23 protein-coding genes and 1 tRNA gene are annotated in these 22,559 nt (G+C 64.3%); 14 read left to right on the forward strand and 10 right to left on the reverse strand.

What is annotated here, in order from left to right:
- Positions 1–112: 112 nt before the first annotated feature.
- Positions 113–430: a DUF1476 domain-containing protein gene (locus FHS78_RS07280; RefSeq protein WP_167092515.1), complete on the forward strand. Its 318-nt coding sequence runs from the start codon at positions 113–115 to the stop codon at positions 428–430.
- Here FHS78_RS07280 and FHS78_RS07285 read toward each other — a convergent pair.
- The gene (locus FHS78_RS07285) at positions 420–1,154 is read right to left on the reverse strand and encodes a TetR/AcrR family transcriptional regulator (protein ID WP_167092518.1); all 735 of its coding nucleotides are present in this window, start codon (positions 1,152–1,154) and stop codon (positions 420–422) included. The two genes, FHS78_RS07280 and FHS78_RS07285, sit on opposite strands and share 11 nt — an antisense overlap.
- Positions 1,155–1,238: 84 nt before the next feature.
- Here FHS78_RS07285 and FHS78_RS07290 point away from each other — a divergent pair, with 84 nt between their 5' ends.
- Together FHS78_RS07290 and FHS78_RS07295 are read left to right on the forward strand one after the other, a co-directional pair.
- Positions 1,239–3,191 (forward strand): pyrroloquinoline quinone-dependent dehydrogenase, encoded by a 1,953-nt coding sequence (locus FHS78_RS07290; RefSeq protein WP_246220378.1) that lies wholly within the window; start codon positions 1,239–1,241, stop codon positions 3,189–3,191.
- A 75-nt stretch (positions 3,192–3,266) separates the two neighbouring features.
- On the forward strand, positions 3,267–4,046 hold the full coding sequence (locus FHS78_RS07295) for an enoyl-CoA hydratase/isomerase family protein (RefSeq protein WP_167092521.1): 780 nt from the start codon (positions 3,267–3,269) through the stop codon (positions 4,044–4,046).
- A 111-nt stretch (positions 4,047–4,157) separates the two neighbouring features.
- On the opposite strand, the gene FHS78_RS07300 is transcribed toward FHS78_RS07295, so the two are convergent.
- Positions 4,158–4,892 carry a histidine phosphatase family protein gene (locus tag FHS78_RS07300; protein ID WP_167092524.1) on the reverse strand — a complete coding sequence of 245 codons (735 nt, stop codon included), beginning with the start codon at positions 4,890–4,892 and terminating at the stop codon, positions 4,158–4,160.
- A gap of 157 nt (positions 4,893–5,049) precedes the next feature.
- Between FHS78_RS07300 and FHS78_RS07305 the strand changes: the two genes are divergently transcribed.
- Complete coding sequence (locus FHS78_RS07305; protein ID WP_167092527.1) at positions 5,050–5,307, forward strand: helix-turn-helix domain-containing protein; 258 nt, start codon at positions 5,050–5,052, stop codon at positions 5,305–5,307.
- Positions 5,308–5,330: 23 nt separating this feature from the next.
- Here FHS78_RS07305 and FHS78_RS07310 read toward each other — a convergent pair whose 3' ends face one another.
- Positions 5,331–5,546, reverse strand: coding sequence for an AbrB/MazE/SpoVT family DNA-binding domain-containing protein (locus FHS78_RS07310; protein WP_167092530.1), 216 nt, complete (start codon positions 5,544–5,546; stop codon positions 5,331–5,333).
- Positions 5,547–5,616: 70 nt separating this feature from the next.
- The gene (gene purB / locus FHS78_RS07315) at positions 5,617–6,945 is read right to left on the reverse strand and encodes an adenylosuccinate lyase (protein WP_167092532.1); all 1,329 of its coding nucleotides are present in this window, start codon (positions 6,943–6,945) and stop codon (positions 5,617–5,619) included.
- Between the two features lie 156 nt (positions 6,946–7,101).
- On the opposite strand from purB, the gene FHS78_RS07320 reads away from it, so the two are divergent.
- Positions 7,102–8,493, forward strand: coding sequence for an amidase (locus FHS78_RS07320; protein ID WP_167092535.1), 1,392 nt, complete (start codon positions 7,102–7,104; stop codon positions 8,491–8,493).
- A gap of 3 nt (positions 8,494–8,496) precedes the next feature.
- On the opposite strand, the gene FHS78_RS07325 is transcribed toward FHS78_RS07320, so the two are convergent.
- On the reverse strand, positions 8,497–9,405 hold the full coding sequence (locus tag FHS78_RS07325) for a LysR family transcriptional regulator (RefSeq protein ID WP_167092538.1): 909 nt from the start codon (positions 9,403–9,405) through the stop codon (positions 8,497–8,499).
- 122 nt (positions 9,406–9,527) lie between these two features.
- Between FHS78_RS07325 and FHS78_RS07330 the strand changes: the two genes are divergently transcribed.
- Positions 9,528–11,018: an amidase gene (locus FHS78_RS07330; protein ID WP_246220379.1), complete on the forward strand. Its 1,491-nt coding sequence runs from the start codon at positions 9,528–9,530 to the stop codon at positions 11,016–11,018.
- Positions 11,019–11,218: 200 nt separating this feature from the next.
- The gene (locus FHS78_RS07335; protein WP_167092541.1) at positions 11,219–12,850 is read left to right on the forward strand and encodes a sulfatase family protein; all 1,632 of its coding nucleotides are present in this window, start codon (positions 11,219–11,221) and stop codon (positions 12,848–12,850) included.
- A 19-nt stretch (positions 12,851–12,869) separates the two neighbouring features.
- Here FHS78_RS07335 and FHS78_RS07340 read toward each other — a convergent pair whose 3' ends face one another.
- From FHS78_RS07340 to map, 3 genes are read right to left on the reverse strand one after another with little or no spacing between them, the layout of a single operon-like run.
- Positions 12,870–13,370 carry a MarR family winged helix-turn-helix transcriptional regulator gene (locus tag FHS78_RS07340; protein WP_167092544.1) on the reverse strand — a complete coding sequence of 167 codons (501 nt, stop codon included), beginning with the start codon at positions 13,368–13,370 and terminating at the stop codon, positions 12,870–12,872.
- Positions 13,371–13,427: 57 nt separating this feature from the next.
- Complete coding sequence (radC, locus tag FHS78_RS07345; RefSeq protein WP_246220380.1) at positions 13,428–14,129, reverse strand: RadC family protein; 702 nt, start codon at positions 14,127–14,129, stop codon at positions 13,428–13,430.
- Positions 14,130–14,136: 7 nt separating this feature from the next.
- A complete protein-coding gene (gene map / locus FHS78_RS07350) occupies positions 14,137–14,970 on the reverse strand; it encodes a type I methionyl aminopeptidase (RefSeq protein ID WP_167092547.1) in 834 nt (277 codons plus the stop codon).
- Between the two features lie 192 nt (positions 14,971–15,162).
- On the opposite strand from map, the gene FHS78_RS07355 reads away from it, so the two are divergent.
- The 5 genes from FHS78_RS07355 to FHS78_RS07375 all read left to right on the forward strand — a co-directional run bounded on the left by FHS78_RS07355 (position 15,163) and on the right by FHS78_RS07375 (position 18,884).
- Positions 15,163–15,954, forward strand: a complete 792-nt coding sequence (locus FHS78_RS07355) for a competence/damage-inducible protein A (RefSeq protein ID WP_167092550.1) — start codon at positions 15,163–15,165, stop codon at positions 15,952–15,954.
- A gap of 303 nt (positions 15,955–16,257) precedes the next feature.
- Positions 16,258–16,509, forward strand: coding sequence for a hypothetical protein (locus FHS78_RS07360; RefSeq protein WP_167092553.1), 252 nt, complete (start codon positions 16,258–16,260; stop codon positions 16,507–16,509).
- 156 nt (positions 16,510–16,665) lie between these two features.
- Positions 16,666–16,752, forward strand: a tRNA-Leu gene (locus FHS78_RS07365).
- A gap of 141 nt (positions 16,753–16,893) precedes the next feature.
- Positions 16,894–18,234, forward strand: coding sequence for an erythromycin esterase family protein (locus FHS78_RS07370; RefSeq protein ID WP_343041939.1), 1,341 nt, complete (start codon positions 16,894–16,896; stop codon positions 18,232–18,234).
- A gap of 5 nt (positions 18,235–18,239) precedes the next feature.
- The gene (locus FHS78_RS07375) at positions 18,240–18,884 is read left to right on the forward strand and encodes a dienelactone hydrolase family protein (protein ID WP_167092556.1); all 645 of its coding nucleotides are present in this window, start codon (positions 18,240–18,242) and stop codon (positions 18,882–18,884) included.
- A gap of 14 nt (positions 18,885–18,898) precedes the next feature.
- On the opposite strand, the gene FHS78_RS07380 is transcribed toward FHS78_RS07375, so the two are convergent.
- Positions 18,899–19,735 (reverse strand): FkbM family methyltransferase, encoded by an 837-nt coding sequence (locus tag FHS78_RS07380; RefSeq protein WP_167092559.1) that lies wholly within the window; start codon positions 19,733–19,735, stop codon positions 18,899–18,901.
- 41 nt (positions 19,736–19,776) lie between these two features.
- Positions 19,777–20,025 carry a zinc-finger domain-containing protein gene (locus tag FHS78_RS07385; protein WP_167092562.1) on the reverse strand — a complete coding sequence of 83 codons (249 nt, stop codon included), beginning with the start codon at positions 20,023–20,025 and terminating at the stop codon, positions 19,777–19,779.
- 299 nt (positions 20,026–20,324) lie between these two features.
- Here FHS78_RS07385 and FHS78_RS07390 point away from each other — a divergent pair, with 299 nt between their 5' ends.
- Positions 20,325–21,767: an MFS transporter gene (locus FHS78_RS07390; RefSeq protein ID WP_167092565.1), complete on the forward strand. Its 1,443-nt coding sequence runs from the start codon at positions 20,325–20,327 to the stop codon at positions 21,765–21,767.
- A 15-nt stretch (positions 21,768–21,782) separates the two neighbouring features.
- Positions 21,783–22,538, forward strand: a complete 756-nt coding sequence (locus FHS78_RS07395; RefSeq protein WP_167092568.1) for an alpha/beta fold hydrolase — start codon at positions 21,783–21,785, stop codon at positions 22,536–22,538.
- Positions 22,539–22,559: the final 21 nt, after the last annotated feature.

A 22,559-nucleotide genomic window follows, 5' to 3' on the forward strand; every position in this document is an offset into this window, starting at 1 on the left:
CGGCCCGGCTCGTCTGGTATCGGGGACCCTCCGTGCCTATGTCCTGTAATGTGAGCGGGAAATCTGTCCGGATCGGCCGGTCAGTGGCGCCAAGAGATGGAGCAGCATCCACATGTCCAATATCGACAAGCGTGGTGAAGCCTATGAGAACAAATTCGTTCATGACGAGGAAACGCGCTTCAAGGCCACGGCCCGGCGCAACAAGCTGCTGGGGCTCTGGGCGGCGGAGCTGATGGGGATTACCGGCCCCGAGGCCGACGCCTATGCGCAGGAAGTGGTGGCTGCCGATTTCGAGGAAGCGGGCGAGGAGGACGTGTTCCGCAAGGTGCGCCGCGATCTGGACGAGCGGGGCGTGGACCAGTCCGACCACCAGATCCGCCGGACCATGGCGGAGCTGATGGAAGAGGCGGTCCGTCAGGTCACGGGCTGAGGCGAAGGGCGCGGCTATCGGCCCGGCCTTCGGTCGCGGCCGATATCAGCGTCGAGGCGAAGCTGTGCGCGGCGGCCTCCCGCGCGATTTCCTCGGTGAGGCCCTCGATCGCATTGGCAGGCGTTTCGCGCATGCGGTGCATGGCCGTCCATGAGATCGCTTCCAGGGCGATGCGGGCGGCCAGTTTCAGATCGGGGCCCGGTTTGCCGCGCCGGCCGACGATTTTCAGTGCAACGGCGGCCAGTTCGTCGCGGAAATCGCCGCGCATGGCCGTCGCCTGCAGGGCGTCGATTTCCGAAATTTCCAGAGCGAGGCGGTTCATGAGCCAGACGGCGCGGCGCGCGCCGTGCATCAGGTCGTAGAACTCGCCGCCGATTGCTCCCAGCTCCGGGATGCCGGGTGTGGCGCCCTTGCCGAGGGCGGCGGCGAGAGAGGGCAGTTTCACGATTTCCGCCCGGCGCGCCGCCACGACTTTCACTGTTTCCCGCATCGAGGTCGCTTTCAGCGGCAGGGCGAGCCCTTCCAGCGGGCGCTCGCAGGCGCGCAGGATGGCGAGGTGGAGCAGGGCTTCCTTGCCGGTGACGTAGAGATAGAGCGTGCCGACGGAAACGCCCGCCGCTTTCGCGATATCGGCCATCTGGGCGCGGCGGAAGCCCAGCTCCGTGAAGCAGTCCACGGCGCCCTCGGCGATCTGTTCCAGACGTTTTTCGCTCTTCTTCCGCATCCCGCTCTCATTCGGAAATCATTGCCTTCCCGGGCAGGGTATAATATATGAATGAATGGTTCATTATAAAAATGGAAAATGGCCATGCGCGCCTTTCGGATTATCGGTGTCTGCGTCCTGTTCTGCCTGCTGATCGCGCCGGCCCGCGCGGGCGACGCCATGGCGGACGGGGGATGGGCCTCCTATGGCGGCGATGCGGGCGGGCAGCGCTATGTCGCGGCGGACCGGATCTCACCGGAAAACGTGTCGAAGCTGGCGCCCGCCTGGACATTCCGGACGGGCGCGCTGGACGGGAAAACGGACAAGGTGCTGGGGCGCACGGCTTTCGAGGCGACGCCGATCCTTGTGGCGGGGAGCCTCGTCTTCTGCACGCCCTATAATGAGGTGATCGCCATCGACCCGGCCACGGGCGACGAGAAATGGCGTTTCGACCCGCATTTGCCGCTGACGCTGCGGCCCGCCAATCAATATGTCTGCCGGGGCGTGGCCTATTGGAAGGACAGTTCGGCGCCGGCGGGGCAGGGCTGTTCGGAGCGTATTTTCGTTGCGACCAATCATTCGCGGTTGATCGCGCTCGATGCGCATAACGGACAGGTCTGCAACGGGTTCGGCTCGCGCATCACGCCCGGCATGGTCGATGCGGGACCGGACAGGCTGCTGATCTGGCCCGGCGAGTTCCAGATCACCTCGCCGCCGGTGGTGGTCCATAATGTGGTGATCGTCGGCTCTTCCATTTCCGATAATGCGCGCACCGATGCGCCGTCGGGCGTGGTGCGGGCATTCGATACCCGCAGCGGCGAGCCCATCTGGACGTTCGATCCGCTGGACCCGCAGAACCGGGAGCCGGGACTTGCCAAGGTGGGGGCTGCCAATGTCTGGGCGCCCATGTCGGTGGATGCCGAGCGGGGGCTCGTCTTCCTGCCGACGAGCAGCGCGAGCCCGGATTTTTTCGGTGGCGGTCGGCCGGGCAATAATGAGCTTGCCGATTCCGTCGTCGCGGTGGATGTGGAATCGGGGCAGGTGGTCTGGTCGTTCCAGACCGTGCATCACGATGTCTGGGATTACGACCTGCCCGCGCAGCCGACGCTTGCCACCATCATGCATGACGGCAAGCCGAAGGATGTCGTTATCCAGGCGACCAAGACCGGCTTTCTGTTCGTGCTCGACCGCGACACGGGCAAGCCCGTTTTCGGTGTGGAAGAGCGCAAGGTGCCGCCATCCGACGTGCCGGGCGAGACGCTGTCGCCGACGCAGCCCTTTCCGGTGAAGCCGCCCGCGCTCATTCCGCAAAAGCTCGACAAGGGCGGTAGCTGGGGCGTGGTCGCCTTTGATCAGCTTTCCTGCAATCGCCGTTTGCAGCACTATCGCAGCGAGGGGCTTTTCACGCCGCCGTCGCTTCAGGGCACGATCCTCTATCCCTTCAACGGGGGCGGGGCGAACTGGGGCGGGCTTGCCTTCGACCCGAAGCGCAACATCGCCGTGGTGAACATGAACAGCATGGCGCATGTCGTCACGCTTATTCCGAGCGACAAGGTCAAAGGCGAGAAGGAAACGCATGAGGGCGCGGAAATCTCGCCGCAGGCCGGCGCGCCCTATGGCATGCGGCGCGATCTCTTCATGTCGCCGCTGGGACTTCCCTGCACGCCGCCGCCCTGGGGCTATCTCATCGGGGTGAACATGGAGACGGGCGAGATCGCCTGGCGCAAACCGTTCGGCACGGTGCGCGACATGACGCCTCTCGCGCTGCCGCTGGAATGGGGCGTGCCGAGTTTCGGCGGGCCGCTCGTCACCAAAACCGGGCTCATTTTCATCGGCGCGACGATGGATAATTATCTTCGCGCCTATTCGACGGAGACGGGCGACGAGGTGTGGAAGGCGCGGCTTCCAGCCGGTGGGCAGGCGACGCCCATGTCCTATACATGGAAGGGACGGCAATATGTGGTGATCGCGGCGGGCGGCCATGCGCGCGCCGGCACGAAGCTTGGCGACTACATCATGGCCTATGCGCTGCCGGAGAAGGGAAGCGCAGGCAAGTAAGGCGGCGCGACAGCTTGCGTTGCCTGCGTTCCAGACGCCAAACTCTCCTCACAACAAGAAAAGGGAGGAGAGATAATGGGCGACTACAGGAATGTGACGGTGGAGCGCGACGGGCCGGTGGCGCTGGTTCGGTTCGACCGCAAGGGCAATCGCAATGCCTTCAATCAGGAAACGATCGTCGAGCTGACGGATGTCGCGCGGCGCTTCCAGGACGATCTGGAGGTGCAGGCGGTGGTGCTGACGGGCACGCGCGAAGCCTTTTCCGGCGGGATCGACCTCAAGGAGCGGTCCACGCGGGACGAGGATGCGGAGGGCGATCTGGAGCGCCGCCAGGTCTATTACCGCGGCGTGAAACTCTGCCAGGCGTGGGAGGACATGCCGCAGGTGACGATCGCGGCCATCGACGGCATGGCGGTGGGCGCGGGCGTTGCGCTGCCGCTGGCGCTCGACTGGCGCGTGATGGGGAAGGACGCCTTTCTTTATGTGCCGGAGGTGAAGATCGGCATCAACCTGCAATGGGGCGCGCTGCCGCGTCTCGTGACGCTGGTGGGTCCGGCGCGTGCGAAACGCATCTGTATCCTTTGCGAGCGGATGGGGTCGGCGCATGCGCTGGACTGGGGCATCGTCGACGAGGTGGCCGAAGACGGCAAGGCGGTAGAGCGCGCGATGGAGATGGCGCGGGAGGCCGCGTCCATGCCCGCGCCGGCCGTGCGCATGGTGAAGGAGGCGGTGAACGCGACCGCCAATGCGCTGCACAAGGCGGTGAGCTATGCCGATGCCGACCAGAGCCAGCTTTCGTCGAGCTTCACATCGGCGAAGTCGGAGAGCGACAAGTTCGTGAAGAAGGCAGGCTGAATTAAAACGTCATTGCGAGCGAAGCGAAGCAATCCAGAGCGGCAGATTCAGAACTGGATTGCTTCGTCGCTTCGCTCCTCGCAATGACGAACTTTTACTTGAGGGGAATAGTCAGGCGGGCAGCGCCTTGGCGCGGAGGCGGGTGGCGATCTGTTCCAGCGAGAGCAGATGATTGCCTTCCTTCACCACGTCGTAAACGGTGACGTTCACGGCACGGAGCGTCTTGCGGGAGATCTCGCGGGTTTCCGGATGCTCGTCGAAGTCGATCACGTTGACGCAGCAGGTGTTCTGGTCGAGCGCGCAGAAGGTGGAAAGCCCCGTGTCGAGCGCCCAGCCGATGACGAGACGGTTGATGCCGCCATGGGCGACGAGGGCGAGCGTGTCCCACTCCGGATCGGCAATCACTTCTTCGAGCGCGGCGACGACGCGCGCATTCACCTCCTCGAAGCTGTCGCCGCCATTATAGCGCGCACCCGGTACATGGGCGTGTCTGAAGGAATAGGCGATCTCGTTCAGGTCGGTGACGGCGTTGCGGAATGCCGGGTCGCCGTTGAATTCGACGAAGCGGTCATGCGGTTCCACCTCGAGGCCGCGGCCTTCGAGAATGAGGCGGGCGGTCTCCTGCGAGCGCGGATAGCTGGAGGCGACGGCGCGGTCGAAGGGGATGTTGGCGAGCGCCTGTCCGGTGCGGGTCGCCTGTTCGCGGCCCCATTCCGTCAGCGGCACGGTTTTGGGGTCGGCCACGCGGTTGCCTGCATCGTCGACATAGGAGACGTCGCCATGGCGGAAGAGATAGATGCGGCGGCGGCGCGAGCCGTCGAAGGCGGTGCGCAGGAAATCGGTCATATCGGGCCTCATGAGTTGCGTTTGGATCCGAGTATAGGACCGAATATGACGGCGGGGTGAAGGGGAGAACCTGTCGTTGTCGTCCTAAATTAAGCTCCGCTTGATAACCAAGAGTGTATGAAGTACATTTTTGGTTATCTAAGTTTGGAGATGTGCCATGTCATCGAGACGGAAGGTGCCCGCTAAGCTGAAGCGCGATATCGGTGAGCGTATCCGGGCTGCGCGAATGACTGCTGGCTTCAACACAGCGACTGACTTTGCTTCGGCGTTGGATATTGAGCCTTTGACTTACCGGCGTTATGAGCGCGGTGAGGTAATTCCTGATGCAGAGTTGCTTGTTAATATTTCAAATCTAACAGACTACACGCTGGACTGGATGATTGCGGGGAAAGGACCAGCTAGGCGTTTAGTCTAAAGACTTGAAAGTTACCGCAAAAATCAATTTCGCATCAGTTTCATGATCTCTTCGGTGCCGAGTTTGATGCTTGCTCGGCCCCGAATCCGTGTGAACGGGCTGCGATCAGCTTTGGACATTAGGATACGTTTATCCTTGGTTACCTCAAATTCTATGGCCGTACCGGGCTCAAAGCCTAGTTCGTCACGGAGCTTCTTGGGAATGGTGACTTGTCCCTTGTGATTGACGACTGCGTTCATGTTCCCTCGAATACTGAGACGAAGACTGAGGTTAGCGGTTGCGACTCAGCCTGAAAACACACGCAAGGCCTTACTCCGCCGCCTGCTTCATCGCTTCCGGGCCGAAGACGCGGGCGAAGATCGTGTCGACGTGTTTGGTGTGGTAGCCGAGATCGAAACGCTCCTCGATTTCCTCGTCCGTCAGATATTTCTTCACATCCGGGTCGGCTTTCAGCAGCTCGAGGAAATTGCCTTCGCCGCGCCAGACGGGCATGGCATTGCGCTGGACGAGGCGGTAGGCGTCCTCGCGGCTGGCGCCCTTTTGCGTCAGGGCGAGGAGGACGCGCTGCGAGTGCACCAGGCCGCCCAGCTTGTCCATGTTCTTCTGCATGGTCTCCGGATAGACGAGCAGCTTGTCGATGACGCCGGTGAGGCGCGACAGCGCGAAGTCCATGGTGACGGTCGCGTCCGGGCCGATCATGCGCTCGACGGAAGAGTGCGAGATGTCGCGCTCGTGCCAGAGGGCGACGTTTTCCAGCGCGGGCGTCACCATGCCGCGCACGACGCGGGCAAGGCCGGTGAGGTTTTCCGTCAGTACAGGGTTCCGCTTGTGCGGCATAGCCGACGAACCCTTCTGGCCTTCGGAGAAATATTCTTCCGCCTCAAGTACTTCCGTGCGCTGAAGATGGCGGATTTCGGTGGCGACGCGCTCGACCGAGCTGGCGACGACGCCGAGGGTTGCAAAGAACATGGCGTGGCGGTCGCGCGGGATGACCTGCGTCGAGACCGGCTCCGGCTCGAGACCCAGGGCCTTGGCGACATGTTCTTCCACGCGGGGGTCGATATTGGCGAAGGTGCCGACGGCGCCCGAAATGGCGCAGGTGGCGACTTCCGCGCGGGCGTTCACGAGACGCTCGCGGCAACGGGCGAACTCCGCATAGGCTTCGGCCATTTTCAGGCCGAAGGTGACGGGCTCGGCATGGATGCCATGGCTGCGGCCGATGGTGACCGTGTCCTTGTGCTCGAAGGCGCGGCGCTTGATGGCGGCCAGCAGTTCGTCCATGTCCTTCAGCAGAATGTCGGCGGCGCGGACGAGCTGCACGTTGAAGCAAGTGTCCAGCACATCCGACGAGGTCATGCCCTGATGGACGAAGCGCGAATCCGGCCCGATGAATTCGGCCAGATGCGTTAGGAAGGCGATGACGTCATGTTTCACTTCGCGCTCGATCTCGTCGATCTTTGCGACGTCGAATACCGCGGCGTCGCCCTTTTCGCGGATGTTCTTCGCGGCTTCCTTCGGGATCACGCCAAGCTCGGCCAGCGCCTCGCAGGCATGGGCCTCGATCTCGAACCAGATGCGGAACTTGGTTTCGGGGGACCAGATGGCGACCATTTCGGGCCGCGAATAGCGCGGAATCATCGGCTGAGTCTCATGATGCTTGAAGGAACGGGCAGGGTGTAGCACCCGGGGGGCCGCCCCTCAAGTGGCCCCCGGGGCGAGACGGGCTCGCTTCCCGCGCCGCCAGCCGGTAAGCTGCCGGTTCCGCAGAAAATAGCCAAAAAATTGGGGGGCATAATGGACGAACTGGCAAAGCTCGATGCGACGGGGCAGGCCGAACTGGTGGCGAAGGGCGAGGCGAGCCCGGTTGAGCTGGTGGAGGCGGCGATTGCCCGCATCGAGAAGGTCAATCCGCAGGTGAACGCGGTCGTCACCACCTTCTACGACAAGGCGCTGGAGGAGGCGAAAGCGGGGCCGGCCAAGGGGCCTTTCCACGGCGTGCCGAACCTTGTGAAGGATCTCGACAACCTCAAAGGCACGAAGGCGACGTCGGGCTGCCGGTTGTTGGCCGAAAACATTTCGCCGGAGACAGACCCCGTGATCGCGGGGTTCGAGGCGGCGGGCTTCGTGATGCTCGGCAAGAGCAATACGCCGGAATTCGGCCTGCTGGGGACGACGGAATCCATGCTGCTCGGCCCCTGCAACAATCCGTGGAACCTCGAGCATTCGCCGGGCGGCTCGTCGGGCGGCGCGGCGGCGGCGGTCGCTTCCGGCATGGTGCCGCTGGCCCATGCGACGGATGGCGGCGGGTCGATCCGCATTCCGGCGTCCTGCTGCGGCGTGTTCGGGCTGAAGCCCAGCCGGGGGCGCATCGAACTCGGCGAGCGGCAATTGCCGGGCGATATCGGCTTCCAGCATTGCGTGAGCCGCAGCGTGCGCGACAGCGCCACCGCGCTGGCCGTGAGCGAGAAGCAGGGCGCCAATGCCGTCTTGCCGCCGGTCGGCCGCGTAGAAGGGCCGGGCAAGAAGCGGCTGAAAATCGCCTTCGGCACGGCGGATTACACGGGCAACGAACCTTCGGCGGAGGTGAAGGCGGCGACCGAGAGCGTGGCGAAGCTTTGCGAAGAGCTCGGCCATGAGGTGGTGCCGGCGACGAGCGAGGTGAATGGCGAGGCGTTCAAAGATGCGTTCCTTGCTGCCTGGGCCTCCGGCCCGTCGCAGCTTCTGGCGCTGGTGAAGCAGATGGGGCTCGATCCGGAAGCGGTGCTGGAGCCCTGGACGATCGGCCTGGCCAATCTCTTCGACAGCAAACCCGCCGACACGCTGGAAAAGGCGCTGGCGGAATTTGCGATCGTGACCGCCGAAACGGCGGCCTTCATGGCCGATTACGATGTCTGGCTGACGCCGGTGCTGGCCGCCGTGCCGCCCAAGACGGGCGAGCAGGGCCCGAGCGTGCCGTTCGATACGCTTTATGAGCGCGTCTTCAACTATGTGACCTATACGCCCGTGCACAATGTGGCGGGGACGCCGGCCATGTCGGTGCCGCTGTCGTGGAGCGAGGCGGGGCTTCCCATCGGGGCGCAATTCGCCGCGCCGCTGGGGCAGGAGCGTGTGCTGCTCGAACTGGCCTATGAGCTGGAAGAGGCCCGTCCGTGGGCGGACAGATATCCGCCGGTCTTTGCCGGGTAGGCCTTAGCCCGCTTCCTCGACCAGAATGTCGAGGAAGCGCCGGGCGGCGGGACCGGGAGGCGCCTTGACCCGCCACAGCGCGGCGAAGCGGCTGGTGGAGGGGTGCGCGATGTCGGCGCAGGGAATTTCCACGAGGCGGCCCGCTTCCTCTTCCTGGCGGAGCGTGGGCTCGGGGATATAGGCCCAGCCAAGGCCCGCGCGCAGCATGGCATGCGCCATCTCCATATTGTCGGCGATCAGAATGTCGGTGCCGTGGAAGCGGTAGTCGAAATCCTGCCGGTCGGTGAGGTGCGAGGCGACGACGATCTGGCGGTGATCGTCGAGCGCGCTCAGGGGGATAGGCTCGTTGCGACGGGCCAGCGGATGGCCGGGCGCGGCGGCGATGGCGAGCGAATAGACGGCGACCTCCCGCCCGTCCAGCTCCTTGGCCGGCATGCCGGCATTGAGCCCCACCAGGGCGAGCTGGCATTCGGCGCGCATCACCGCGTCCCAAGCTTCCTTGTCGATGGCGGTGTGAAGGCGATAGTCAAGATGGGGGATTTTCTCGTCCAGCCGGGCGAGCGCGCGGGCGAGCAGGCCGCGGTCGAAACTGGTGTCGACCGACAGGGTGAGTTCCACTTCCTGCCCGGTCTTCATGGCGCCGATGCGCGCATTCAGCCGGTCGAGGCGGCGGAAGACGATTTCCGCATCGGTGAGAAGGGCGCGGCCTTCCTCCGTCAGGGCGGGGCGGTAGCCGGAGCGGTCGAAAAGGTCCACCTCCAGATGCTGTTCCAGATTGGCGACGGCATAGCTTACCGCCGAGACGGCCCGGCCCAGCCGCTTGGCGGCGGCGGAGAAGCTGCCGGTTTCCGCCACGGCGCGGAAGATTTCGAGCTGGCTGATGAGATTGGGATGGCGCGTCTTCGGGGTCATCCGGAGATGTTCGGATAAGCTGAAAAAGATTGCCAATCTTTTCTGGTTTTTCTGTTGGAAACGGGTGGCTAACCTCGCGACACACGGTGGCAGACCGGATTCGGATTTTAAGGAGGAGAGTCATGAGCATTCAGCTTTCGCGGCGCGGGTTCCTCGCGTCGGCGGCGGTCAGCGCGCTTGCCGTGGGCATGGCGGGCGTCAAGGCGCGGTCGGCCTTTGCCGCGGAGACGGCCGGTCTCGACGCGATGGCGCAGGCCGAGCTTGTCGCCAGGGGCGAAACGACCTCGCTGGAACTGGTCAACGCGGCCATCGACCGGATCGAGGCGGTGAACCCCAAGGTGAACGCGGTGGTGACCGAGACGTTCGATCGGGCGCGCGAGCTGGCGGCGTCGGGCAAGCTGCCGGAGAGCCCGCTTTCGGGCGTGCCCTATCTCATCAAGGATCTCGACGATGTGAAGGGCGTACGCACGACGCATGGCTCGCGCCTGATGGCGGAGACCATCGCCGAAGAGAACTCCGCGATGACGACCTATGCGGACGAGGCGGGGCTTGTCGTTCTCGGCAAGACCAATACGCCGGAATTCGGCCTGCTGGGCACGACGGAGTCGCTGCTGCTGGGGCCTTGCCACAATCCCTGGGGGCTCGATCATTCCACGGGCGGGTCGTCCGGCGGCGCGGCGGCGGCGGTCGCCTCGGGCATGTTGCCGGTGGCGCATGCGACGGATGGCGGCGGGTCGATCCGCATTCCGGCGTCGTGCTGCGGCGTCTTCGGCCTGAAGCCGAGCCGGGGCCGGATGGATCTCGGCGGCCATGCCATGCCGGGCGATATCGGCGTTCAGAACAGCGTGAGCCGCAGCGTGCGCGACAGCGCCATGGTGTTCTCGCTGTCGGAAGACCGGCGCGACAAGGCCGTGTTCAAGCCGGTGGGCTATGTCTCCGAGCCGGTGAACCGGAAGCTGAAGGTCGGTTTCGGGACGGCGGATTATTTCGGCAAGGAGCCCGATCCGGAAGTGAAGGCGGCGCTGGAGGATGTGGCTAAACTTTGCGCCGATCTCGGCCATGAGATCGTGGAGGTAAAGAACCCGCTCAATGGCGAGGAGTTCATCGACAGGTTCCTGACCATCTGGGCGTCCGGCCCGGCCAATCTCGTCGCAATGGCGAAGGCGAAGGGGCTCGATCCGAACGAGGTGCTGGAGCCCTGGACGGTGGGGCTGGCGGAGTTCTATGCCGCGAAACCCGAGGGCGCGCTGAATGAGACGGTCGCCTATTTCAAGCAGGTGGAAGCGCAGATGGACCAGTTCATGTCGGGCTTCGATGTCTGGCTGACGCCGGTGCTGTCCTCGCCGCCGCCCAAGCTCGGCCAGCAGGCACCGACCGTGCCCTTCGATACGCTTTTCGAGCGGACCGTGCAGTATGTGGCCTATACGCCTGTGCACAATGTGGCGGGGACGCCGGCCATGTCCGTGCCGCTTTCCTGGTCGAAGGCGGGGCTTCCCATCGGCAGCCAGTTCGCCGCGCGCAAGGGGCAGGAGGGGCTTCTTTATGCGCTGGCGCTCCAGCTCGAGCAGGCCCGTCCCTGGGCGGACAAGCACGCGCCGGTGTTTGCGGGGTAAAAGACCTTCCAGTCTTCGTCATTCCGGGCCCGACCCGGAATCCATTCGGCGCTGCCTGCGGGACGGGCAGGCCGGGTGGACCCCGGATCAAGTCCGGGGTGACGATGGAAGGGGGCATCGATGGCGGCATCTAAATAATACAATTATTGTATCATTTGGGTGATCGCGCTATAGCTGTCCGGGACAAGGAGGAGGAGCCCATGTCCCGGACAACCGCCGCTAACGACCGCAAATACAATGTGCTGATGATCCTGACCGATCAGGAGCAGAGCCTGGCGAGCTGGCCCGAGGGGCTGCTCGACAAGCTGCCGGGGCATCGCGCGCTGCTGGAGCGCGGGCTGCTCATCGAGAATTACCATGTGCAGACGACGCCCTGCAGCCCGTCGCGCTCGACGATCTTTACCGGGCAGCACACGCAGACAACGGGCGTTTATCAGAACACCGATACGCCGCCCAATCCCGGGCTTTCCGATACGCTGCCGACGCTCGGCACGATGATGCAGGCGGCGGGGTATTATTCGAGCTACAAGGGCAAATGGCATCTGTCGCAGATCAACCGCGAGCGCGACTGGAACCAGGTGCCGCGCGGGCTCTATCCGAACACCGAAAAAGCCATGGAGAAATACGGCTTCCATGACTATGGCTTCGATGGGGAAGCGGTCGGGCTGACATGGGACGGCTACCGGTCCGACGCCTTTACCGCCGCGGATGTGGGACGGACGCTGTTCGACTATGCGCGCCATGACAAGGCGGGCGGCAAGCCGTGGTTTCAGGTGGTGGGGCTCGTCAATCCGCATGACATCATGTTTTACGATGCGACGGGCAAGCAGTCGGAAGACCGGCTGCATCCCGACCTGCTGGCGCCGCTTCGCCGCGAGCCGGGCGACCCGATCTACGAGACCGATAACGGGTTCGACCTGCCGGAAAGTTTCTACAAGGACGACCTCGGCACCAAGCCGGAAGCGCATAGCGGGATCGTGCGCCAGACCGACAGTTTCTATGGCCGGATCGAGCGCACGGACGAGGCGTCGTGGCGGCGGCTCGTGAACTATTACTACAACTGCATCAGGGATGTGGACCGGCGGCTGGAACAGATCCTCTGGGCGCTGACGGAAAGCGGCCAGATGGAAAGCACGATCATCGTCTATACCTCAGACCATGGCGAGCGGGCCTCCGCGCATGGCATGCACCAGAAGGCGGGGACCGTTTACCGGGAAGAGGTCAATGTACCGATGATTATCGTGCATCCGGACTTGCCCGGCGGGCGGCGGACGAAGCGGCTGATGAGCGCCATCGACATCGCGCCGACGCTGATGGGGCTGGCGGGCATGGCGCCGGAAGAGGCCGAGGCGCAGTTTCCCGGGCTGCCGGGCGTCGATCTTTCGGCCATGATCGCCGACCCGTCGCAACCGAGCGAACGGGACGCCCGCGGGCATCTGTTCGATTATGCGGTCGCCTATATGTGGGAGCCGCTGGGCGCCTTTGCCAACTACCCCAAGGGCGTGGACGGGCTGGACAAGGTTTTCGACCTGACCAAGCGGCGGCTGCATCGCGGCGTGCATGACGGGCGATGGAAATTCGCGCGCTACTTCGCGCCGTCGCAGCATCACACGCCGGAGGATTGGGAGACGCTCAGCCGGCTGAACGATCTGGAGCTTTACGATACGGAGGCCGATCCGAACGAACTCGTCAATCTCGCGCATGACCCGGCGCAGCGCGACAACATCATGCGGCTTAATGCGATGGTGAACGATCTCGTGGCGCGGGAAGTCGGCCGGGACGACGGCCGCGAATATCCGGGGGATGCGGCCATCTATAATCAGGTGGCCTGAGGGATGTAGCCGATGCGGGTCAGCCGGTTTTCGGCTTGCGCCGCGCCTTGACGCTTTTCGCCGTCTTCGCGGGGGCGGGGGGCGGTACGTCGATCACCACCGGTTCGCCCCAGTCATGCGCAAGGCCTTCGCGCAGGCTCTTGAAGGCGTCGGCCCCGATGCGGCGTCTCAGGAGCTTTTCGAGTTCCGAGACGGCGATATGCGCCGCCTGACGCAGATCGTCCGCGCCGTCGCTATATTCCACGATCCGTCCGCGCGCGTCCTCCGGATCGACGGCGAGCGTGATGAGCCCGCGCCGGCTGAGTTCGGCAATGACATGGCTCACCGCCTGCCGGCTGACGCCCAGCATCGTTGCGAGACGGGAGGGGCGGTTCTCGCCGGCGGCGAGGCAAAGGAGAAACATCGACTGGGTGCGCGTGACGGGCCGGTAGCCGGCTTTCGCCAGACTGGCTTGCAGCGACTCGTCGAACCAGAAGAGCAGGCCGGACAAGCGGATCATCAGGGCGGGCGCGTTGGTCATCGCTTCATCTAGCAGGAGTTCCGGCGCATTGGCCAGCGCCTCCCCGCTGCGGGGCGGTCAGATGAGGCCCAGCGAGCGGAAGCTGGCGTGGCGGTTCTTGCCGACGACGAGATGGTCGTGAAGTTCGATGCCCAGCGGCTTTGCCGTTTCGGCGATGCGGCGCGTCATCTCGATGTCGGCGCCCGACGGCGTGGGGTCGCCCGAGGGGTGGTTGTGGACGAGGATGAGAGCGGAGGCGTTGAGTTCCAGCGCCCGTTTCACCACCTCGCGCGGATAGACGGGGGTGTGGTCCACGGTCCCCTTCTGCTGCACCTCGTCGGCGATCAGCACGTTCTTGCGGTCGAGAAAGAGTATGCGGAACTGCTCGATCGGGTTGTGCGCCATGGAAGCCGAGCAATAGTCGAGCAGTTCCTGCCATGAGGAGATGACCTCTTTCTCGATCACGGCGGCGCGCGCCATGCGCAGGCCCGCTTCGCGCAGGATACGGAGTTCCGTCACGATGCTGTCGCTGACGCCGCTCACTTCAAGCAGTCTTTCGGGGGCTGCGGAAAGCACTTCGGAGAGCCCGCCAAAGCGCGCGATGAGGTCCTTCGCCAGCGGTTTCACGTCGCGGCGGGGAATGGACCGGAAGAGGATGAGTTCCAGCAGCTCATAGTCGGGAAGGACGTCGGGCGCCGTCAGGAAGCGGGCGCGCAGGCGCTCGCGGTGGCCGGCGTAATGCGGCTTGCCGTCCGGCTTACCCGTGGTCCCCCCGGACAATGTCGCCCTATTTTCGGTAGGGCGGGCAGTCGAGCCCGGCAGGCGATTTGGTGAAAATCTCGTAGCCGGTTTCGGTGACGCCGATGGAGTGCTCGAACTGGGCGGAGAGCGAGCGGTCGCGCGTGACCGCGGTCCAGCCGTCAGACAGGATCTTCACGCCCGGCTTGCCCGCATTGATCATCGGTTCGATGGTGAAGAACATGCCCTGTTTCAGCGCCGCGCCCTGGCCGGGGCGGCCGTAATGCAACACGTTGGGCAGGTCGTGGAAGACGCGGCCCAGGCCGTGGCCGCAGAACTCGCGCACCACGGAGAAGCGCTGGCCCTCGGCAAATTCCTGAATGGCGGCGCCGATGTCGCCCAGCGTGGCGCCGGGCTTCACCACCTCGATGCCGCGCATCATCGCCTGATAGGTGACGTCGGTCAGGCGCTGGGCCTTGCGGGACACCTCGCCCGCGAAATACATGCGGTTGGTGTCGCCGTGCCAGCCGTCGAGAATGTAGGTGATGTCGATATTCAGAATGTCGCCGTCGCGCAGCGCGCGGTCGCCGGGAATGCCGTGGCAGACCACATGGTTGAGCGAGGTGCAGCTGGAATGACGGAAACCGCGATAGCCGAGCGTCGCGGGGATGGCGCCGTGATCCATGCCGTATTCATAGACGAGCTTGTCGAGATGGGCGGTGGTCACGCCGGGCTTCACCTCGTCGACCAGCATGTCGAGGGCGCTGGCGGAGAGCTGCCCGGCTTTCCGCATGCCCTCGAAATCCTCGGGCGTGTGGATGGGGATGCCCTTGTGCTGTTCCGGGTGATGGACAGCGCTGTCTGTGTCTTCGACTTGGCTCATTCGATCGATTTTTGCGTGGTGGCCGGGGTGGACGCCCGATTTCGGCGCCGTTTTCCCTAACATAGTGGTTCGGGCCGTCCGGGGCTAGGGCCGGATTTTTCCCGCCTTTTTCGCATCACCGGTCGCTTCGGTTTGTGTGGAAGGAGAGGCGGGCTTATCTTGCGGCGCATATCGAAACGGACAGGTGCGAGAATGAGCGGGACCGGCGAAGGGCAGGGCGAAAATTCGGGCAAGACCGTCACGGCCTGCGTGTTGCTGATCGGCGACGAAATCCTTTCGGGCCGCACAAAGGATTCCAATCTTTCCTATATCGCGCAGCATCTGAACCGGATCGGCGTTCAGGTGCGCGAGGCGCGGGTGATCCCCGATATCGAGGAAGAGATCGTCGCGACGGTGAACGAGGTCCGTGCAAAATACGATTATGTCTTCACCACCGGCGGCATCGGGCCGACCCATGACGACATCACGGCGGATTCGGTGGCGAAGGCCTTCGGCGTTTCCATCGGGCCAGACCCGGAGGCGATGGCGCTTCTGCAGGCGCATTACGCGGAAACGGGGGGCGAGTTCACCTCCGCGCGGCAGCGCATGGCGCGGCTGCCGGACGGCGCGCGCATGATCGCCAATCCGCTCAGCAAGGCGCCGGGGTTCCGGATCGGCAATGTGTTCGTGATGGCGGGCGTTCCCATGGTCATGCATGTGATGCTGGACAGCCTGCTGGGACAACTGGAGGGCGGGGCGAGCATGCTGAGCCGCACGCTCACCGCCGCGATCGGCGAAGGGTCCATCGCGGAGACGCTGGGCGAAATCCAGTCGCGCCATGCCGACGTCTCCATCGGCAGCTACCCCTATTACAGGGGACGGGAATTCGGCACGAGCATCGTCATGCGCTCGGTCGATTCGGCGGCGCTGGAGCGGGCGGAAGCGGATGTGGCGCAGATGTTCGAGAAACTCGGCGTGAGCGCCGTCGCGGGCGAAAAAAGCTGACTTTATTCGTTATGTTTCAGAGGCTTATAGTGTAAAGTCACGACGCATATGCGTTGCGGGGGCGGCACATTACGAAACTTTCAGGGTTTTTCGCCATGTGTCGCGATACAATCTGGCTGGAAACATTTATTGTTCCGGCCATGAAAAGCTCTTCGTCCGCCCTCCGGGGCGGGGACGAGAGTGGGGGAAAGCTCCTCTTTCCAGGTTTTTTCTGGGAGTGGATTGAATAACCGGAAAGCGAGGCCGTTAACGGCGGCCGAAGTGGACAATAAGGGTCGAGTTGGCCCGGAGGGAGAAACGAACATGAAGAAGACCATTGCCATTCTGGGTATGGTTGCCGGTATTGCGATGAGCGGTGCGGCTCCGAGCTTTGCGCTGGATTCCAGCTTCGACGCGCTGTCGAAGTCGGGCACGCACAAGTTCTATGTGTGGTGCACGGGCAAGGCCGACAGCGAACAGTCGGCTCAGGGCGCCAATGCCAAGGAAGCGCAGGCCGCTCTCGCCTCGAAGGTGGGCGACACGTGCTGGCCGGTCTGGCAGGGCCTGGAGAACTAAGTTCTCTCACAGCCCGAACGGGTTTCGAGCGGCGGTTATCCGAAAGGGTAGCCGCCGTTTTGTTTTTCGGGGTTTGCGCGAGCGGCGGGAGACGGGCATATCATGTCGTCCCGGCCTTGCCGTGGGATTCGGAGCATCCGGCGCCCGGCCGGATCGGCGGACGTGGTGGAACTGGTAGACACAAGGGACTTAAAATCCCTCTCGGGCAACCGAATGCGGGTTCGAGTCCCGCCGTCCGCACCAACTCCCGAAGGCTCCCCGGTGCGGCAATCCGCGCAGGCGCCCCGCTTTGCCGCCTTCCCACAAATTGAGCCGCATCAAGGTTTTCGTCCCGCGGGCGCGGGATAGTTTTCTCACGGTTATTCCCGGAGGAGGAAACGATCCGTGCCCTACCGGACAGCGCGAGAACATAGAGAGGCGCACCAGCCCGAAACGACCGCCATGCTGCGCGCGAAGGCCGAGGCGCTGCCGTCGCCCGAGAAGGCGGAGGAATTCGGCGCTTTCTTCTCACGGTTCAGCGATGCGCGTGTGGTGCTGCTCGGCGAGGCCAGCCATGGCAGCGCTGAATTTTACCAGGCGCGTGCCGCCGTTACGCGCGAACTGGTGCGCCATCACGGCTTCAATGTAGTGGCCGTGGAGGCGGACTGGCCGGACGCCGCCCATATCGACCGCTATGTTCGCCATCACGAGGCGAGGCCGGGACGAGGGGAGGCCTTTACCCGCTTTCCCACATGGATGTGGCGCAACGCCCAGTTCATGGAATTTGCCGACTGGCTTCGGGCGCATAACGAGACGCTGCCGCCCGAGGCGCGAACCTCGTTTCACGGGCTCGACGTCTACAGCCTCGGCGAATCCATCCATTCCGTCCTTACCTATCTCGACCGGGTGGACCCGCAGGCCGCGCAGGTGGCGCGGGAGCGCTATGGCTGCCTGACACCCTGGCAGGACGATCCGGCCTCCTATGGCCGGGCGGCGCTGCGCCGGGGCAAGGCACCTTGCGAGGACGAGGTGGTCGCCCAGCTTCGCGACCTGCTTCAGCAGCGGCTGCGCTATATGGAACGCGATGGCGAAGCGTTTTTCGACGCTGCGCAGAATGCGCGCATCGTGCATGCGGCGGAACGCTATTACCGCATCATGTATGCGGGGTCGACGGAATCCTGGAATCTGCGCGACCGGCACATGTTCGACACGCTGACAGCGCTTCTGTCCGCGCGCGGGCCGGACGCGAAAGCCGTCGTCTGGGCGCACAACTCGCATATCGGCAATGCGGCTGCCACGTCCATGGGTTGGCAGGGCGAGTTCAATATCGGCGAATTGTGCCGTACTGCTTTCGGCGAGGATGCGGTGGCCATCGGCTTCGGGACGGATCGCGGCACGGTTGCCGCCGCGAGCGAATGGGACGGACCGATGGAGGTGAAGACCGTGCTGCCCGCTCGCAGCGACAGCTACGAACATGCTTTCCGGAAAACGGGTATCGTGCGGTCCCTGACGGATTGGCGACACCCCCGCCGCCGCGAGTTGGCGGAAGCGTTGCGCCAGCCGCTGCTCGAGCGGGCCATCGGCGTGATCTACCGGCCGGAAACCGAGTTTCTGAGCCATTATTTCGAGGCCGTGCTCGCCGACCAGTTCGACGCCTATGTCTGGTTTGAGGAGACGAGGGCCGTCACGCCGCTTCCCGCCGGCCGTCCGCACGGAGCCGCGGACACCTATCCGTTCGGGTTGTGACGCAGATGGTCGTACACGAGGCGTTCAGAGAGATCGAAGTCGGACCGCAAAGGCTGAAAGGGCTTCTGGGCGTTCCGCCGGATGCCAAGGGCCTCGTCATCTTCGCGCATGGCAGCGGCAGCAGCCGGTTGAGCCCGCGCAATACGCTTGTCGCCGAGGAATTGCGGCATAGCGGGATGGCCACGTTGCTGCTGGATCTGCTGACGGCGCGCGAAGAGGCGGACCGGCGGAATGTGTTCGACATGGTGCTGCTGGCCGGGCGGCTGGTCGAGGCCACCGACTGGGCGGCGGCGCAACCCGAACTCCAGGGGCTTGGGGTCGGCTATTTCGGCGGCAGTACGGGGGCCGCGGCGGCGCTGGTCGCGGCGGCGAAACCGGGAAACCGCGTCGCCGCGGTGGTATCGCGCGGCGGACGGTGCGATCTCGCCAATCCGATGCTGGCGCATCTGCGCGCGCCCGTGCTTCTGCTGGCGGGGAGCGACGACAGGCCGGTCGTGGAACTGAACCGGCAGGCGTTCAAGGCGCTGAGGGGCACGAAGGAAATCGTGATCGTGCCGGGCGCGGGGCATCTGTTCGAGGAACGGGGCGCGATGGCGCAGGTGACGCAGCATGCGCTGCGCTGGTTCCTGACCTATCTGCCGCGCGACTAGACGACAGCTTCGGTTCAGCCCGCGTTCCGGTTGACGTAGAGCCGGTTCCGGCAGGAGCCGGTCGTGCGGACGTCCATCACTTCGTCGAAACCCGCCGCATTGAGGAAGGGTTCGATCCGCTCGCCCGCATGGAGCGCATTGTCGCCTTCCACCTCCACCAGGATCGAGCGGACATGCGGCAGGGTTTCGGTGGCACCCTGAAGAATGGCGCCTTCGATGCCGTCCACGTCGAGCTTGATGTGCTGGGGGGCGGGCAGGCCGAAGAGCGCCCGGAAACCGTCCACCGTCATGGCGGGGACGGCCTGGCTGCCGGCCATGGGCTTGCCGCCGAACTGGTTGGTGTGGCCCGACAGGGAATGGAGCGCCCCGCCGACGATGAGATTGTCCAGTTCCAGCGTGTCGAGGCCCTGCCTGTCGGACAGCGCGATGCAATAGGCCGATATCCGGTCCGTGAGGCCGTTCAGAAAGATATGCTCGTTGAGAAGGCCGAAATTCGTCGCCTGCGGCTCGAAGGCCAGCACCTTCACGCCCGGGTCCAGCGCCGCGTAGAGCGCGAATGTGCCGATGCAGGCGCCGATGTCCCAGACGGTATCGCCCGATTTGGGATATTGGCGCAGCCAGTCCAGCGTTTCGGGTTCGTCTTCATCGAACCGGACGATCTGGGAGGCCAGCGCCCGGCCGCGCAGCGCATGGAAGCGCAGCGGTCCGCGGTCGGTCTCCACGGTCATCGTGCCCTGGTTCTGGAGCAGCGTGATGAGTTCGCTTTTGGTCTTCGCGGCCTGGCGCTCGGACTGGATGCTGCAAGCCATGTTGACGACCGCCGATAGCGCCCGTGCGAAGCGTCTGCTCATATGCGGGTTTCCCCCCGGTTACCGCTAATTTACGGGCTGGATCAGGCGAATTCGTTTTCGCGGACGATGGCGTCGGCCGGTTCGGACCTGTCCGCGCCCAGCGTCTCGTCGAATTTGTAGAGGGTCGAGCAATAGGGGCAGATGATTTCCGTTTCCCGGCCCATGTCCAGATAGACATGAGGATGGTCGTGCGGCGGGCGGGCCCCCATGCATTCGAATTCCTTCACGCCGATGCGAATCTCCCTGAGACCGGCATCGTTTGCGAATTTCGGGGTGCCTGTGGAAGCCATGAAGCCGCTGCTCCGTTCCTGCTCGTTGCTCTGGTTCTCGCCGCCTTGGCAGCGCGGCTAAACTAGAGCCTACGGCGCCGGATTCCTAGAGGCTTTTCCGCGATGAAGAGGGGCGGGGCAACGGCGCGCTACGCATTTCCTGCCCGGGCGGGCCGCCCTGCGCAAGGCTTTGTTCCGCAAGACAGAACTTTCTCCTTCTCTGCCGGTAATACTTGGCGCGGGGCGGTGGCTCCCCCATAATCCCCCGCGCTTAGCGCTGGGGGAGGGAGACCCCATGCCATGGCGGGAGGAAATTGTGTATGCCGCATGATGCGGGGACGGCCCGGACGGAAACCGGCGAGACATCACTGACGAAATGGCAGCTTCTGGCCTTTGCCATTCCGGCGATTCCCATTTCGGCCATGGGACTGCCGCTCGTGGTCTATCTGCCGCCCTTTTACGCCGAACTCGGTCTCGGCACGGGGATCGTGGGCTCGCTCTTCATGTTCGCCCGCTTCTGGGACGTTTTCACCGACCCGGTACTCGGCATCCTTTCCGACCGTTTCGAGACGCGATGGGGTAGGCGGCGCCACTGGATCGTGATCTCGGTGCCGATCATGATGGTGTCGGTGGTGATGATCTTCATGCCGCCCGCTGACGTGTCGGCCACCTATCTCATCACCTGGCTCTTCATCATGTATGTGGGCTGGACGCTGCTCACCATTTCGCACATGTCCTGGGGGGCGGAGCTTCACGGCGACTATCACGAGCGCTCCCGCGTACAGGGCGCGCGCGAGGTGGCGCTGGTGGGCGGCATGGTGATGGTTCTCGCCATGCCGATCTTCATCGAGCAGATGGCCGATATCGACGAAGGCGTGCGCAATGCGATGCGCGTGGAGGCGATGGGCTGGTTCGTGCTCATCCTGCTGCCCCTGACGGTGCTGATCGCCGTTATCTCGCTGCCGGAGCGCAAGACGCCGCCGCCCAAGCATGTGCCCTTCCGGGAGGCGGTGCAGGTGATCCTGCGCAATCATCCGCTGCGCGTGGTGCTTTTCGCCGATCTCATTTCCGGCGTCTCCGGCGGCATCGTGGCGAGCCTTTTCATCTTCCTGGCGCGCGACGTGCTGCAGCTCGGCGCGTTCACCAGCGCGTTGCTGCTCTGCTATTTCATTTCCGGTCTCTGCTTCGTGCCCGCCGTGCTGTGGCTCAGCCGGAAGGTTGGCAAGCATCGGGCGGCGGCGCTCTCCTCGCTTTTCAACACGGTCACCGTGCCGGCCATTCTGTTCATTCCGCCCGGGCAGCCTTTTATCGCGCTTGCGACATGGGTGCTGCTGGGCGTCAACATGGCGGCGGGGGCGTTCCTCTTCCGCGCAATCATGGCGGATGTGGCCGACCATGACGAAGTGCAGACGCATCAGCAGCGGACCGGGCTCTTCTATTCGCTGCTGACCAGCACCAACAAGATCGGCGCGGCCATTGCCATCGGCATTTCCTATTGGGCGCTCGACCTGATCGGTTTCGTGCCGCTGGGCGAGAACGGGCAATGGACGCTCGATGCCTTGCGGGCGATCTATGTCTGGCCGGTGGTGGTCATCACCGCCGTCGTGGCCTGGCTGCTCTGGCGCTTCCCGCTCGATGAAAAGATGCAGCGCGAAAACCGCCGCATCATCGAGGTGCGGGGGATCGATGTCGCGGCGGCGGGCGTGTCCTCGCGGACCCTGCAGCCGTCCGACGCGCAATCGAGCAATGTTTCCGCAGACTGATCCGGGGGAAGTCATATGCCGGTCGTGAATGTCGAAGGTGTCGACATTGCCTATGACGTGGAGGGGGAGGGGAGCCCCATGATCCTCCTGCATGGCTTCGCCGCCACCGCGGCGGACAATTTCGGACGCACGGGCTGGGTGCAGGCGCTGGCGCGCACCGGGCGGCGGATCGTGACGATCGATCTGCGCGGGCACGGCAAGAGCGGGCATCCGCATGACGAGGCGGCCTATGCGGGCGGCCAACTCGTCGACGACGTTATCGCCGTGATGGACGAACTGGGGATCGCCAAGGCCGACCTCATGGGGTTTTCCATGGGGGCGGGGCTCGCCATGCGGCTCGCGTCGCAATATGGCGACCGCTTCGACAAGGTGGTGCTGGCCGGTGTCGGCGGCGGGATGCTGACGCCGCGCGGCGACGGGTGGAGCGACAAGGTCGTGGAGGCGCTGACGACGGAGGATCCGGAAAGTATCGCGGACCCGACGGCGAAGGGCTTTCGTCTTTATGCCGAGCATCTGGGACAGGACAGGCTGGCGCTGGCGGCCTGCATGAAGGCACCGGGTAGCGGGCGCGACGTGGACTTTTCGGCTATCGGCGGCGAGGTGCTGGTCATCGCGGGCGCGCGGGACGACATGGCGGGCGATCCGGACGCGCTTGCCGCCGTCATCCCCGGCGCGAAGGCGGAAACCGTGCCCGGTGCCGATCACATGTATCTGCTCGCCAATCCGATGTGCAAGGGAATGGTGATCGATTTCCTCACCGGATGGGCGTGAACAACAAATAAGAGAATGGTG

The sequence above is a fragment of the Parvibaculum indicum genome (assembly GCF_011762095.1).
GTDB lineage: Bacteria > Pseudomonadota > Alphaproteobacteria > Parvibaculales > Parvibaculaceae > Parvibaculum > Parvibaculum indicum.